The organism is Ciceribacter sp. L1K22, from assembly GCF_017599385.1.
Classification (GTDB): domain Bacteria; phylum Pseudomonadota; class Alphaproteobacteria; order Rhizobiales; family Rhizobiaceae; genus Allorhizobium.
Genome location: NZ_JAGFPK010000001.1, coordinates 2,298,051 through 2,312,307 on the forward strand (window position 1 = coordinate 2,298,051; position 14,257 = coordinate 2,312,307).

A 14,257-nucleotide genomic window follows, 5' to 3' on the forward strand; every position below is an offset into this window, starting at 1 on the left:
CCGATACTTCATGCCAAACTCAGCAGAGATACTGCCGACTCGGCCAAGGAAATGGACGATATGAACGGACAATCTGGACAGAAAAAATTTTCGGAATTGCTTCGATTGGCCCTTTCCGCCTTGGCGCAAGCCGGTGCATTGGGCACGTCCGGCCGCCCTCAGGCGTCTTTCTCCGCCAAATGCAGTATCTCAACGAAGACACTTAGACGCTGGTTAGACGGGGAGCGGCCTCAGGCCGATAAATGGGAGAACGCTAAAGCCGTGCTATTGCAGCTCGGTCATCCGCCGGCAAAGGTAGAAGAGATGGACCAGAGCTGGGCACTGTCCACAAGCTGCAATCCTTCTGAGATCAGCGCGTTCCACTACGACGACATTGCTGAACATTCTGTCGAGGTTCGCCCCGTTACACCATTCCCGAAGCTTTGCTCGATTTTGGCCGAGGTTCCAGAGCAGGGAAGCTCTCCCAAAGACTTCATACTTGTAGGCGAAATACGTTTCTCTCGTGCTCCTGATATTGTCGACGATAGACGTATCACCTTGGGAGTTCGAAGAGCGGTTGTCCTCCCTGTCCCTACAAACTGCTACGTCAAACCTGGCTCTCTGCATCGGCAATCTTCTAACGCACCTTCCCTCGGCGCGGCCCAAACCATCTACTACGCAGGGGACGAACCGGGGTCGATCCTGCAGGGAGACCAATTACAGGGAGAGACGCTGGTGCGGCTTGCCGCCCTAGATGATGACACGGTGAGCGAACTTCCGTCGGTAGACCTGCATATCCAACTTGAGCATGTCGGCGACCTGTGCGTCGAATTAGTCGACCTGCCAAAAGGTCGGTCGTTAGCACAGCGAAAGCTTGCTGAACATTGGCTGAAGCACCAACTCGCCAACATAATTCTGGAACAAGATGGCAGTTGGAGACTGGCTTCCTGCCACATTCGTTGGAAACTCAAATGATCGAACTCGATGCGGAACAGCGCCGTTTGTTTAGAGCTATGCTTTCAAGCAGCAATAGCAATCTCGATATCGTGACCTTAGCCCGGACTATCTCGCTAGACCCCACACGGTTCTTCGCTGGAGGTGATTGGCGCGGAGTTGACTTTGGCAAACATAACCTAGCCGGATTTGATTTTAGAGGCGCGGATCTCAGGCGGGCTAAAATGCTTAACAATGCAGGACTTGAGGAAATCCTAATAGACAGCAAAACGAAGTTGCCAGGAAACCTCGTCCGTCAATTCGCCACAAGAAAACTGAGAGGTTTCGCTGAATCGAGAACACAGGGAAGGGACGAGGTGATTGACGCTGCCACCTCAGAAGACGCTATCTCACCCCGGTTAAGCGGACTTCTCGAGTATTTGAAGACGTTCAGTGAACAGCTTGACTACGATTCAAATGCAGCGGTGGCACTATTGGATGTTCTCAATGAAATTTCTGACGAGTATTGTAAAATTGGCCGTTTCTCTGAAGCGTTGGCGATGTCCTCCAGGGCGATAAACGTGTTTAGAATGCGGCGTAATGAGTATAGATATGGAGGCGTAGTAGCGATCGCGCTTTTAGCTTACCGAAACCAAAGCCGAATACTTTCCGAGCTTCGGGATGATGCTGGATCTTTGCGCGCAATCGAAGCCGCGGTAGAACTTGTCGGGGACTATAAAAAACTACTGTGGGATTCGAGAGAGTTATTTTTTCAGAATGCTATGGTCCAAGTTGACCTTGCGAAGAGGCGGGCTAGCGTTGGAAGACATAGGGCAGCTTACTATGCTGCGCGTGATGGTGTGAAAGCTTTAGAAGATTTAGTACAGGACGGCTACCGAGAGTACCTACCGGACCTTGCTAGGGCAACCGAAGTGCAAAGTCGAGCGTTAGCGTCAATGGGTCAATTTAGAGATGCAATTTCGTCTATCCAAGACGCGATCACCCTCTATGAAGCGAATTTGGGCAAAGCTGACATGCCTAATCTGATGCACATCGCGCTGTGTCGTTATGACGCCGCTAATTGGCATGCGACCCTAGGTAATCTCAACAGTGCATTAAGCTTAATTGAGATGCCGGTCCAGACCTTTCGAGATTCTGCTGTCCATGATGGAGAGGCGCATCGACCTTATCTGGGAGAGGCACTTGTGTTGCTCGCACGCCTCCACGAACGTAAAGATAACCTCCAGGCGGCTCTGCAGACCTCGGCTGAAGCCTTGGAAATCTTTGCAGGCCTTGCGAGGACAAGCTTCGAGCATCGGGGTACTTATGCGTCAATTCTTGTCCAACGTGGGAGATTGCTGGCGCTATCTGGACATATTCAGGATGCAATCGCCACTTCGGAAAACGCAGTGAAATTGTTGTGTTCCACCCCTGAAAACATCAAATTGCTCATCGAGGCACTTCTGAACCTTGGTCAACTTCTGAGGCAGAACGACAATCACATTGAGTCACTTCATAAGCTTGAACAGTCCATAGAGCTCTCCTCTCATCCAAGCTTAGAATCCGTGGAAGCGGATAAATTCTCCGTCCTTACTAGAACAGAGCAGGCGATCACACTCCATGCACTTCGTCGATATGGAGAGGCTGAGGAATCGTTCAGCGAAGCGCTCACGAAGGCTAGACGCTCTCGGCATTCCAGAGAGTTGCAATATCTGCAAACGCTGCCCTATAGGTATCTGAAACGATACCGAAAAGAAAAAGAACGGACTAAAAAAGCTTAGACAAAATCGACGCGTCGATTGACGCGTGTGTCTTGTAATGGCGAATTCAGCTTTTTCACCAATAAGAATGTAGATAACGGAGATTACGAGCTGTCAGGCAGCCCCAACCTGCTCCAAGTGGTTGCTATATTGTCGAAGTGAACGTGCGGGCGGGATTCGAACCCGCGACCTCCCAGCTACGAGCCTCACGAGCTACCGGGCTGCTCTACCGCGCTGAGATGAGGAGACTCCCCTCCCTCACGAATGTCAACGGGTTGAGCAGCGCCTCCGGGCTTGATGATGCTCACGACCTGCGTCTGGCCTGTGAAGTCGATCCCGAGCTTCACCACGCGGCCGCTTTTCTCGATGGGGCGGATTTGGCCCACCCCCTCGATGTTCAGAATTTCGCCCATTTTCACCGTGAGTAGCAACATGTCAGGTGCTCGCGAGCCAGCGGTCTTGCTGTTCCGGCGACAGTTTCGCCAGCGCCTTCTCGTATTCCAGCGAGTCGGTGTTCATCAGCCGTTCGAGGTAGGCGAACTCGCCGCCGTCGTCGGATTCGGTGATGTCGGCCGATGGCACGTTGCCAAGGTTGGGCGGCATTTCCGGCCGCTTCTTGGGCGGCGTCTTCGGGTCGGCCTTACCCTTCCCGTCCGGCGCGGCGTCCTTCTTGCCCGGCTTACCCGGATCGACATCGATGCCGAACGCTGCCTTGATCTCGCCGGCGATATTGGCCTTGGCCTTGGCGAGGATGGCGGGGTTAAGCGGGTTGGTCGCCTCGCTCTGCAGTCGCTTCACCTCGGTATCCAGCATGCCCTGCAGGATTGGCGACTTGAACGCAGCGTTTTCTGGTTTGCCGAGGAACGCGCCCACCTCGTCGTACCATGTCTCGATGGCGGTTTCCTTCTGGATCTCCGCTTTGATCTTGACCTGTTTCAGTTCGTCGCGCTGGTCGCCGAGCGTCCTGGTCTGCTCCCGGAACTCTTTCCCAGTCAGCTCACCCTCGTCGAACTTGGCGGCCAAGTCGTCCATCTGTTCGTCGATCGCCTTGATCTTGTCGTCTATATCAGGCGGCAGCACCCATTTCGGAGCACGTTCCTCCGGCTCTTCCTGCTGGCCTTCCCCCTCTTCTTCGGGCGCGGGCTCGGCAGCAGCAGCATCAGCAGCGGCGGCCGGGTCCGGCTTGGCATCGTCTGCTGTACCCTCGCCTTCGCCCTCGTCGTCGCCTTCCCCGTCTGCATCATCATCGGAAGCGGCAGCGGCCGGCTTGTCCTCGGGCTGGGCGCCGTCTCCGCCTTCGTTGCCCTCGCCGTCGCCCTCTCCAGCGTCGGCATCGTCCTCGTCTTCTTCCAGCAAACCGAGACGCTCGTCCTCGGTCAGGCCTTCAAGTTCGTCATCGGTGAATTTAGGTCCCATGATGCGGTCCTCGCGTTACATCGGTTGTGGTTGCGCCGGGGGCTGGCCCGCCGCCATTTGCTGTTGCTGCGCCGCCTGGGCGGCCTGAGCCGCTTGGGCGACAACCTGCTCCTGCTCGGTGCGGGAAACGTAGCCCGCTTCGTGCAGCATTGCGTCGGCGACGTTGGACACGGCCGGTACCGCCGCGATGGCGCCGGCCGCCTCGATCGCGGTCTTTTGGGTCGCCATGTTGGCCCCTGCCGTCTTGGCGCGGATTTCCTCGGCCTGCGCTTCGGTCTTGGCAGCCTCGGCGAGAAGCTTCTTGAGCCCGGCCATGACCTGCTGCATCTGGAGCTGCTGCTCCGCGGCCTGGCTCTGCTTGAGGGCGACAGTTTCCGGATCGTCTTCCTCTGCATCCGGGTCGGTCATGCCGGTGATCTGGCGGATGCGCTTCACGAGCTCTTCGCCGTTCGGGATGTCCATGCTCTCGACGATGAGGTCGAGCGAGACGAGCACGATCTGTGGCGACACAGGCGCAAGCTTCGCCAGCAACTCCATCAGGCTTTCCATCTGGGCCTGCCGCACCGAGGCGCGCCAATCCTCTTCCGAAATCACGAAATCGGCCTTGGTGCGAACAATGTCGTTGTCTGGCAGTCCGTCGTTGATCTTGATGTATTCCGGCGCGCCGCGGGCGTTGGTGATGCGGAACTGCTTCTCCTGGTCCATGAACTGTTCCATGACGGACAGCTTCTTTTCGCCACGGACCTGCTGGGCGAGCCTGAGATTGTCGAACAGGTGCGACGTGGCGAGCGAGCCCTGGTTCTGTCTCGCCTCGATCGCCCTGCCGGAAACGGCATTGGTCGTTCGGCCAAGGTTTTCGTCCGTCACCCCGCCGACCTGCTGAACCATCCCGATATTGCGGCTCATGAGCTCGAGGTGCCACTGCGACAAATCCCGATCGGCACTGATCGTCAGCTCGGTGTTCTTCTTCTTGACGATGACGGCGTCTGGACGCGCTGCCTCCTCGGCCAATTTGTCGACGTCTTCAACCGCGCCTTCTTCCATGATGATCTTGGCAGTCGACAGGATGTGCAGCGCCTTGGAAGCGCGCTTGTTGATGTCGAACTGGATGTCGCGGATGTTCCGCACCATGCCGTATGGCATACCATCACGACCGCGCCGTTTGTTCCAGATCGGTGTGAACGGGAAACGGTTGTGCCTGTAGGGTGATGGGGACAGCCACAGCAACCCTGCCGTGGTCATCAGCGCGACGTACATCCTCATTGCGGGCTTAGAGACTATCTCGGCTTCGCCCGACGCAATCTGATCCCTGTGGCCCGGCGAAAACTCGTCGTAGATCTCGCCCTGGAACATGCCGCCTTTCATCTTCTGGACCGTGACCGGCATCTTGAACCAGATCTCGATCACGCGGACCCGTCGGCGCTGATAGCCCGTGATGCTCTCGCTGGTCCTGCCAGTCTCCCCCATGCCTTGAGCTTCGCGCTCAAGTTCGTCCATCGCTTCGTCGCCGTAGCTATCGATCGTGGCGAAGCTCTCCGCGTCGTCCACGGATCTGTTCAGCAGCGCCTTGCGCTTGGGAAAGATGGCGCATGCCACGTCGAGGTCGACCCACTTGGAGCGGCAGATGTAGCGCGCATCTTCCAGATCGAGGCGGGTCGCCGTGCTGTCCCACAGCATGTTGCGCCAGTTTTCATAGCGAGTGAAGATCGGTTCGCCCTCGTCGTCGCCTTGATAACCGTCCTCCATCCAGCCAACGCCGACCTTGGCCGCATCGGCGAAGCTGCGTGAGACGTCGAACGGATCGCGGTTCACATCCGACAGGTATTTCATGAGCTCGGTCTTGCGCTGGGCCGGCTTTCCGTCCTCCTTGCGCCGGGGCAGGATTTTGAAATCCGATCTGGCTCGCTTTTCCGAGCCGAGAACCCAATCGATCGTCGTCGCGACGACGTTAAACACCAGCGGCACTTGGCCCCGATCCTTCAGGGTCTGGGCGTCTTCCTCGGTCCACTGGATATTGTCGTAAAAATCCTCGTCGATCGCCTGTTCACGCCGGTTGTCGGCTTGGCGATCGAGCTCACGGGAATAGATATCCAGCAGGCGGAGATGAAGGCTCTGGTTTGCGGATGAGTCGAGCGAGTTGCCGCGCGCTAGTCTGGCCGGTACCGGGGTGTCCGGTATCGGCGACTGGTACGGCTTGCGCCGCACGCTCCCGTCATCAGCCTGCAAATCGAACATCGGTCATCTCCTGCTCGACGACCTGCCCCGTCGTGTTGTTGGTCAGGACGACCTCGGCCACGACGGCTCTGTCGTCCCGTGGGAACGGCTTGATTGTCAGGAGATCGCCGAGATGGTCGTGAATGAACATTGCGAGCCGGATGATGGTTCGCGGTTCATGACAGGAAAGGCCGAGCAGCTGGGCAAACTGAAACGCGGTACGTGCGGCCTCTGCCGGATCGCCCACGTCTTCAGACCAGATCCATGCGCGGTCCTGTGTGACCACGCACGGTATCAGCCTTTCATCCAGTTCCCTGCCCGCTGGAACCAGAACCATGCACGGCCGGATAGTGTCCCCCTGCCGCAACCATGTCCCGATAGCGGTAATTCCGTCCCTCGTTTTTGTCCATTGCCTTTTGCTGAGGTCGAGATTGAAGTCCATCGTCATTGTCCTTCCGTGTGAGAGATGCTGCGAACCTCGCCGTGCGTGCCGTCGGAGTGCATCAGCGCTGCCTCGATCGCGCCGCGGGCCGTAGCGCCGGCATGAAGCGCGCCGAGCGCCGTTGCAGCGCCGGCGCCGATCGCGAAATACGGAACGTCTGGGTAAATCTCGTCGCCATACGCCGTGGCCAGCCTGAGCGGGCCGTCTGGTGGCACGATGAGGATCACAACCGACGAGCTCTCACCGTCGTTGCCAGTGGGCGTGCCGCGTGGCAGGGACGAGAGACCAAAGCCGTCGCTTTCCCTCACCCACTGCAACACCGCTGCCACATGGGCCCCATTCCCGGCGCAGCCGTAAAGCGTGCCGCTGCCGCCCCTGATCAGCTTCTCGGCCCACGGCATCGCCGCACCGGATATCCACACGCCCGTGTCGGACGCCATCACGCCATCGCGATAAGCGATCGTTGTCATACTGCCGCTCCTGATCTGTTTCTGCGGTTGGGAATTGTCGTGCGGCCCTGACTGACCGTGAGGCGCCGCACCAGGTCTCTCGCTTGGGCCTTCTGACGCAGCGCGTCGGCGGCGTGGTCGTGCCCGTTCTTGGCCGGGAAGTCGGACCAAAGGCCCATCTTCTCGTTCCAGGCCTTGCGATAGTTATCCAGATGGATGATGCCGGGCGCGCAATTGACCTCGTCGAAGTAGTAGGTCGAGAAATCCTCTTGCAGCGCCGGGATGCCGTATTTGACGAGGTCGGGGGTTCGCTCGACGATCTCAATGTTGCGGAGACCGAGCTCCTCCAGCATGTCCTTCGCGGTCTGGATCATGTGTGCGCCCTGCCGGCGTGTGTCGCCGTCGTGGGGCAGGAAGTGGTGGCCCCAGACGTAGCCCATCTTGTCCATCTCGCGGACGATGTAGCTGTAGGGCTCGTTGGCGCATTCGAAATAGTTGATCCAGTGATCCGCCCCTCCGACGGCTTGGTGAAACCAGATCGCGACCTGTCCCAAGTCCCAGAACGTGTTGACGGGGATGCCGCTGACATACGGCACCCTGCAGATCCTGCCGTCGAGCCGGGCGCGCTCCATCTGCTTTGCGAGGTAGACGCCTTCGGTGGAGACCTGAAACGCTTCCTCCAGCGTCGTGGGATACTCCTGCCACATCTTCTGATCGTCGTCGGCGAAGTCGTTGCGCCGCGTCGCGATGTACCAGGCACGCTTTCTCAGCGAGATGGGCCGGCCGATCTCCCGCTCCTTGCGGTCGAAATAGTCGTGCTCCCTGGCCGTGATGACGATGCCTTCCGGATCGACCTCGTATTCCTCCGCGTCCCACCATGAGGCGAAGTGCAGCCGATATTCGAGCTTGGACAGTTTTTTGCCGGCGTCGGCATTGGCCTTCGCCTCCTGCACCATCTTGTAGTACGCGCCGTCTCGACCTTTCGCGGTGGATTCGATGAACGTGATCCCGGCCTTTGCCGCCGGCAGCGAGCCGGTCACGATCTCCTCTGCCTTCTTCGGATTGGCGTAGCAGATCACGCCGAACTCGGAGATGTGGAGCCAGTTGAGCGTATCGCCGCGTGCTGAGACCGAGACCTGCACCGATGAGCCGTTGGCGAAGATCTTGAGCTCGACGTTGTCCCGCGTCATGGGGTTGCCGTCGCGGATGAAACTCGGCAGCCGGTCATAGGCGAACTCGATCTTGTTCCGCATGATCTTTTCAGCGGTGGACGAGTCCTGGGCGATGATCGCGCCGGCTTGGTTCGGCACGAACAGGCATGCGTCGAGGATGAGAAGCTGGATGAGGGTGGAGAACCCGCGCTGGCGCGCCTTCGGCACGATGTTGCGGTACCACATGTCCTGCAGGAACTTTTCCTGCACCTCGTTAGGCACGAACAGGACGGTGTTCCCGTCCTTGTCGAGGATGTAGTACAGGTTCCGGATGCGCCAGTTCGGGTCCTTGAGCTTCTCTCGAAGCTCGGCCTCCGTCAGACCGGCTAGGTGTTCATACGCCATCCTCTGGATCCTGCTCACCATCGTCCCTTGGGCCGAATGCCCGCGGTTCCGTGGATGCAGGACCGTGATGGTCCTTGGGTGCTATCGCCTGCCCGCTTATCTCCTTGAGGAAGTCGGCGAGCGGGTTGTCTTCCTGTACACCATGCTTCAAATGTTTTGTATCCCGCCAGATGCCTGGACGACGGTTCTGGAGCCAGAACGTGGCCGCCTTCACGTCGGGCGGGACATGCTCCATCGTCTCGACGCGCTGCACCTCGCCCTCGACGACAAGGATCTTCTCGCTGTCGAACGTGTAACCAACAGCGCGGCGGTAAAGCGATTCCTCGACTTTGGCATCGGCCTCGTCCTTGCCGATCTCCAGCGCCTCGCGAAACTCCTCGTGCTCGATCTTCCAGCGATGGATTGTCCGCAGCGAGACGTTGAAAAACTGGCTGATTTCCAGATCGGTCGCCCCGAGTGTCGCCAGCATCTTCGCCTGATCTGCGAACTTTTCCTCATAAAGCGTTGGCCGTCCACCATAATCCTTTGGATCAGGCCGGAACGCAGCGCCAAATTCCGGGTGTTCTTCCTTCCACCATTCCAGTTCCTCTACGTCGATGCCGATGACGTCAGCGATGTCCTCGTCCGTGATCTTGGCGAGAAACATCCGCCGGGCTATCCCGATGAACTTCTTGTCGTATTTGACCGGCTTGGGCCGCTCGATTCCGGGTTGGTCGATCGCTGCCTTTCGCGCTTTTCCCGCTGGCTTCCGCGTCCCGGCTTTTGTCCTGGCCGATGTCTGCGATTTTCCCTTTGCCGTCGCGGTTTTAGCCCCCTTTGCGCCCTTCGTGGCGTCCGCTTTCGTGTCCACTTTCGGGGCGGTTTCTCCCGTCGTCGTCGAATTAACCGGATTCCCCGGTTTGTTCCCCGCTTTCCCCTTCCGCTTCAACTGCTTAGCCTCTGCCGTGTCCTTCCCCGCCACAGCGCCACCGCCCTTTAGGGGTGACAAAACCCGCTTGCCCTTGCTGGTCGTGCTCTTCGGTGTCCTCGCCATCAGCTACGCCTCCGTCGCTGGGCCTGCAGCATGTCCTGCAGCGCGCCCTTGCCCGAGCCGCGCCCGTTCAGCGCGTCGATGAGCCGAACATTCCCGGTCAGCTTGTCAGGCGGGATGGGCGGGACACGCGTGACGCGGTTCTCGCGCTGCTTCGTCGCAACGTCTGCGTCGTCGCGTTCCAGTGGTTCGGGTTCGTCGATCGCATAGGCCGCTTCTCCCGGCTCCGTATCCTCATCCACCGTAACTAGATTATTATATATTGGCTCTGGCTCTGGTATTACAGCACTAATGCTTTGCATTTGCTCGCGTCTGCCGTTGACTTTGTTAGATGTTTTGGCGTTCTCGCCGGTTTTTCCTCTCGGTTTCGATGCGCTTTCAGCCCGTTTTCGCGAGATTTTCAGCGCATTTTCCAACTCGGTTTCGCAACGGTGATTGCTGATTTTTCCGGCCGGCGTGATGTAGATTTTCCGGGCCGTGAGCAGCGCGGACAGAAGCGCGTCGACCTTCCGGAGCGAGCAGTTCAGTTCCCCGGCGAGCCACCGCCGGTTGTCGTCGATCGGCCCGCCCTCGTCGTAGATCAGGTCGAGGATCGTGGTATAGGCGCCGCGTTCCTCCAGGGTGAGTTTGCGATAGCCCTGCAGCGCGTCGCCGTGGTACCGGCGGTGATACGGCATGGTGCGGCGGCTCATCGTGCCATCTCCTTTGAGAACAACGGCATCTCTCGCGAGTGCCTGAGCGCTTCGCTGGCGGCAGGGTTTAGCCAAAGGATCTCGGTGCGCTCGCGAGCGCCATCGGCATGCGTTGCTTTCTCAAGCCTGTGCCAGTCGATCAGATGATCGCCGTAGAGCGGAGCCTCATAGCCGCTCAGAACAACCATGCCGGTTAGGCTAGAGAGAAACCTAAGCAGCTCGGCGTGATCTGCATCGGAGAGCTCGTGGCGATAGGCGTGCTTATCCGGGTCTGATCTGGTCTGGTGCATGTATGGTGGATCGACATAGTGGAGCGTGCCGGGGCGGTCGTGCTGCGCCATCACAGCAAGCGCGGGCCTGTTCTCAACCACCACGCCTTGCAACCGGTCAACCAGCGCCGTGAGCGCTGCTGGATAATTTGCCCAGTCGATCGCCGGTGTCGTACCGCTTCTGTTGGATGTCGCTCTGAACCCCGTGGATCTGTGGCCTCTGTCCGCCGATGAATGAGCATTGCTGCCAAAGCCCATGAACGAACGGATGATCAGACGCCTCGATCGCTCGATCGGATCGTCCGTTGCCTCGTATGCCGCCTTGAACTCTGTGCGCGCAAACGGCGTCAGTCGCAGCAGCTCGCGCAACAGTGCAGCCTGCTCCGGGTCACGCAGCACGCGAAACAGCGCCACGACCTCATCGTCCAGATCGTTGTAGACCTCGGCATAGGCGCGCGGCTTGCGGATCAGGACACTGGCCGCGCCGCCATAGGGCTCCACATAGACCCTATGCGGGGGCAGATGAGCGATGATCCAGGGCGCCAGCTTCCATTTGCCTCCGTGCCAGCGTAGCGCGGGCCTGGTGGGCGTATCGTTCATCCCGCCACCCCCATACACATCTCCATCTGCCCGCTCGGCGCCACAGACACGGCGTCCGCCATCTCCAGCACCGGCGGATCAGCCTCGGCGAAGCGTCGCGCCCTAAGCTGCCGGCAGACCGCGTGCGCGATCTCCTTGCCCGTCATGAGCCACACCATGTCCTGGATCATGTCGTGCCTGGGTCTGCGCTGCCGCGCATCGATACGGTGACGCTCGCATTCCCGGCGCAACTCGTCGGCCCACAGCATGTCGAGCATGTTGTAGGCTCTCGGCTGCAGCAGAGTGTTTTGAAGCGGATCAAACACGTTCCACGGTCGGAGCCGTCCCGTAGGCTCCGGCTCCGGATAGGGCCAGATATGCCTCTGCTTCACCTTCCCCGATGCACCGAAGAACAGCGGATGGTCCAGCAGGCTCAGCGGCGGTTCGTGGGTCCCGTACCAGCGGTCGCTATAGGGCTTGAAATGCTTCTCGTGAGCCGCGACGATGACGAAGTGGCAGCATTTGCTGAACGCGGCCCACTGCTCCTCAAGCCGCTTCAACGTGTCCTTCTTCGACTTGATCTCGACGCCGACGATCGCTGTCGGAGTGATAGCCGCGACGTCGATGCGGTTCGTCCCCTGCCCCGCCACGTTGAGCTCGTGCACGATCCTGGCATTCGGCATGATCCGCCTCAGCCGATCGACGACATAGTCCCGGATTTCGCGCTCGTCGGATGATCTGGTCATGGTTCAGGCAACCGCCTCCACCGGCACGTTCCCGCGCTGATCGACGGCGAGCGCGAGCGCGATCGGCTGCACCCATATCGGTTGATTGGACAGCATGAAGGTCTGGCCCGTCATGGCGAGGAGCAGCGTGGTGCCCATGACGTTGGCGATCGCCTCGGCGGCGTCTGGCGGCACTGCGTTGCCGATCCGCTCCCGCCACGCCGACTCCGATTGGCCGTCGAGAGTGAAGCTTTCCCAATGGCGAGGACTATGCTCCCCATCTGCCTTCAACCGAGGAAACATTTCCTCTGGGTCAAACAGTGACTGCAGCGCAGCAAGTTCCAACGTGGTGAACGGCCTGTGACAGGTTCCGTCTAGCGCGCGGATCACAGCAACGAGCCGGTCAGTCGGCTTAGGCAAGCAAGCATTTTGTTCAGTTTGCATTTCTGCGCAGGTTGGCTGATTGCGCGGGTCAGCAACTGACCATGGTCCTCGGTCGTATTTCCCATAAGCCGGCACCGCACCCGTGGTATCGTCCCAAGGTACGACACCGTAGTGACCTCCGGTCTTGTAGTGCTCGCGGTTGGCGTTGAGGCCCACCGGGCGTGGGTCAGCGACAGCGAAGGCGCCATTCCCTGTTGTCGACGCCGCTATGACAGTGCCAGCGGCCTCGCCGTACTTCGTTACGCGGTATTTCGTTTGCTTATAATCATCCCGCTCGGTCGGACGAGGATCGGCTACAGCGAAGGTTCCTTGGCCTGGCGACTTGACGTTGATGACCGCACCGCTAGGTTCTCCCCACCGACGCACGCCGTACTGCTGATATTCCGGGCTACCGATCGGAGGACGCGGGTCCGCGACGCTGAAAGCCCCATTTGTCGGCGACGAGCGCCCCGCTACAACCCCGCAACTCTCGCCCCAGCCTCTGACGCCCAAGACACCGGGCTGCCAATTGCACAGCGGCTCTATGGCATAGTCACGCAGGTAACCGTCTTCCACCGCCAGTTTGTTAAGCGAACGCCAGTCTGACCCTGCCTCGACGAAGGCGAGCCTGACCCACGTCTTCCATTGCAGCGAGGGCACGCGATGCATCGGCCCGCCGCGCGGGTCACCCGGCAGCGGCAGCTTTTCGAGGACTTCGCCCACGCCGAGCAGACGGCGCTTGTCGGGCTCGTACAAGAACGGCGGAACCTGCTCCTCGTGACGAGCCACCAGCAGAAATCGCTTGCGGCTCTGCCCCAGCCCGCCAAGCTCGCCGCAGTCGTGCTTGGTCTCGGCCACGGCATAGCCGTAGGAGCGCAGCAGGGCGACGATCTGGTCGAGCAGCTTCCTGCCCCGCGTCATGATGCGCGGCACGTTCTCGAAAATGATGAGCTTGGGCGGCTTCTCCTTGAACGCCTCCAGCATCAACCAGATGCCGCGCAGCGTGAGCCGGTTCAACGCCTGGTATTTCGCGGTGAGGCTCGACTGTTCCGGCAGCAGCCCCGAGAAGCCCTTGCACGGCGCGGAGAGGAAGACGATGTCGGGAAACTCCCCCCCGGCCGAGCGGCGAATGTCTTCCGCCTCTGCGGCGCGCCAGCCCGGCGCCGGGTCAAGACCGTGAAACGCGCGGTACTGCTCCAGATCGAACATGTCGAGCAGGGTACCGGGCGCTCCGGTCAGCCGCTCGAAATCGCGCAAGCCGGCCGGATCGACATCGACCCCGCCGACGCAGCGGAACCGGGCGCGCAGGTTTCCGACCCGCGCCGTGCCCTTGTTGAAGCCTTTCGCTCCGCCGCCGAGGCCGCAGAACAGGTGCCAGTGGGTGAACTCCACCGTGGTCAGCATCGACGAGGCATCCATCGTCATGCCTCCGGCGGGCTGTCGATCATCCCGAGGGCATGCAGGTAGGTATCGAGGATGAGATCCTCCTCCAATCGCTCCTGCTCGTCCTTCTTGCGCAGCGCGATCACCTTTTTCAGGATCTTGGTGTCGAAGCCCATCGCTTTTGCCTCGCCGTAGACATCCTTGATATCGTCGGCGACGCTCTTCCGCTCTTCCTCCAGACGTTCGATCCGCTCGACGAAGGCGCGCAGCTGGTCCCGTGCCACGCCATGGGCATCGGCCGAACCGGTTTCGCGGTCCGAGAATGCTTCTGTCTGACCCGATTGCCGGCCCGGCAGTGGCTTGCCCGCCGCTTCCGCTCCGACGGTTCGCGCCGCCGCTATCACCCC

At 59.8% G+C, this 14,257-nt stretch carries 14 protein-coding genes and 1 tRNA gene; 2 read left to right on the plus strand and 13 right to left on the minus strand.

Annotated elements, in window-relative coordinates; translation table 11 throughout:
* Nucleotides 1-51 precede the first annotated feature (51 nt).
* Nucleotides 52-954 (plus strand): hypothetical protein, encoded by a 903-nt coding sequence (locus J5J09_RS11430; RefSeq protein WP_208550501.1) that lies wholly within the window; start codon nucleotides 52-54, stop codon nucleotides 952-954.
* Nucleotides 951-2,693 (plus strand): hypothetical protein, encoded by a 1,743-nt coding sequence (locus J5J09_RS11435; protein WP_208550506.1) that lies wholly within the window; start codon nucleotides 951-953, stop codon nucleotides 2,691-2,693. Before J5J09_RS11430 ends, J5J09_RS11435 begins: the two co-directional genes overlap by 4 nt.
* A 144-nt stretch (nucleotides 2,694-2,837) precedes the next feature.
* On the opposite strand, the gene J5J09_RS11440 is transcribed toward J5J09_RS11435, so the two are convergent.
* From J5J09_RS11440 to J5J09_RS11500, 13 genes are all read right to left on the minus strand, one after another.
* Nucleotides 2,838-2,905, minus strand: a tRNA-Thr gene (locus J5J09_RS11440).
* Entirely contained in the window at nucleotides 2,879-3,106 is a 228-nt protein-coding gene (locus tag J5J09_RS11445) for a hypothetical protein (RefSeq protein WP_208550511.1), read from the minus strand. Before J5J09_RS11445 ends, J5J09_RS11440 begins: the two co-directional genes overlap by 27 nt.
* Nucleotide 3,107: 1 nt before the next feature.
* On the minus strand, nucleotides 3,108-4,088 hold the full coding sequence (locus J5J09_RS11450; protein WP_208550518.1) for a hypothetical protein: 981 nt from the start codon (nucleotides 4,086-4,088) through the stop codon (nucleotides 3,108-3,110).
* A 15-nt stretch (nucleotides 4,089-4,103) separates the two neighbouring features.
* Nucleotides 4,104-6,323 (minus strand): hypothetical protein, encoded by a 2,220-nt coding sequence (locus J5J09_RS11455; protein ID WP_208550524.1) that lies wholly within the window; start codon nucleotides 6,321-6,323, stop codon nucleotides 4,104-4,106.
* Entirely contained in the window at nucleotides 6,304-6,744 is a 441-nt protein-coding gene (locus J5J09_RS11460; RefSeq protein ID WP_208550529.1) for a hypothetical protein, read from the minus strand. The genes J5J09_RS11455 and J5J09_RS11460 overlap by 20 nt, the downstream gene beginning before the upstream one ends.
* Before the next feature lie 2 nt (nucleotides 6,745-6,746).
* The gene (locus J5J09_RS11465) at nucleotides 6,747-7,214 is read right to left on the minus strand and encodes a hypothetical protein (protein ID WP_208550533.1); all 468 of its coding nucleotides are present in this window, start codon (nucleotides 7,212-7,214) and stop codon (nucleotides 6,747-6,749) included.
* A complete protein-coding gene (locus tag J5J09_RS11470; protein WP_208550536.1) occupies nucleotides 7,211-8,749 on the minus strand; it encodes a hypothetical protein in 1,539 nt (512 codons plus the stop codon). Before J5J09_RS11470 ends, J5J09_RS11465 begins: the two co-directional genes overlap by 4 nt.
* Entirely contained in the window at nucleotides 8,739-9,782 is a 1,044-nt protein-coding gene (locus J5J09_RS11475; RefSeq protein ID WP_208550538.1) for a hypothetical protein, read from the minus strand. Before J5J09_RS11475 ends, J5J09_RS11470 begins: the two co-directional genes overlap by 11 nt.
* Nucleotides 9,782-10,471, minus strand: a complete 690-nt coding sequence (locus tag J5J09_RS11480) for a YdaU family protein (RefSeq protein ID WP_208550542.1) — start codon at nucleotides 10,469-10,471, stop codon at nucleotides 9,782-9,784. The genes J5J09_RS11475 and J5J09_RS11480 overlap by 1 nt, the downstream gene beginning before the upstream one ends.
* Nucleotides 10,468-11,340, minus strand: a complete 873-nt coding sequence (locus J5J09_RS11485; RefSeq protein WP_208550545.1) for a DNA adenine methylase — start codon at nucleotides 11,338-11,340, stop codon at nucleotides 10,468-10,470. Before J5J09_RS11485 ends, J5J09_RS11480 begins: the two co-directional genes overlap by 4 nt.
* Nucleotides 11,337-12,065 carry a hypothetical protein gene (locus J5J09_RS11490; protein WP_208550550.1) on the minus strand — a complete coding sequence of 243 codons (729 nt, stop codon included), beginning with the start codon at nucleotides 12,063-12,065 and terminating at the stop codon, nucleotides 11,337-11,339. Before J5J09_RS11490 ends, J5J09_RS11485 begins: the two co-directional genes overlap by 4 nt.
* 3 nt (nucleotides 12,066-12,068) lie before the next feature.
* Nucleotides 12,069-13,886 (minus strand): DNA cytosine methyltransferase, encoded by a 1,818-nt coding sequence (locus tag J5J09_RS11495; RefSeq protein ID WP_208550554.1) that lies wholly within the window; start codon nucleotides 13,884-13,886, stop codon nucleotides 12,069-12,071.
* Nucleotides 13,887-13,888: 2 nt separating this feature from the next.
* The gene (locus J5J09_RS11500) at nucleotides 13,889-14,206 is read right to left on the minus strand and encodes a DUF2312 domain-containing protein (RefSeq protein WP_210388034.1); all 318 of its coding nucleotides are present in this window, start codon (nucleotides 14,204-14,206) and stop codon (nucleotides 13,889-13,891) included.
* Nucleotides 14,207-14,257: the final 51 nt, after the last annotated feature.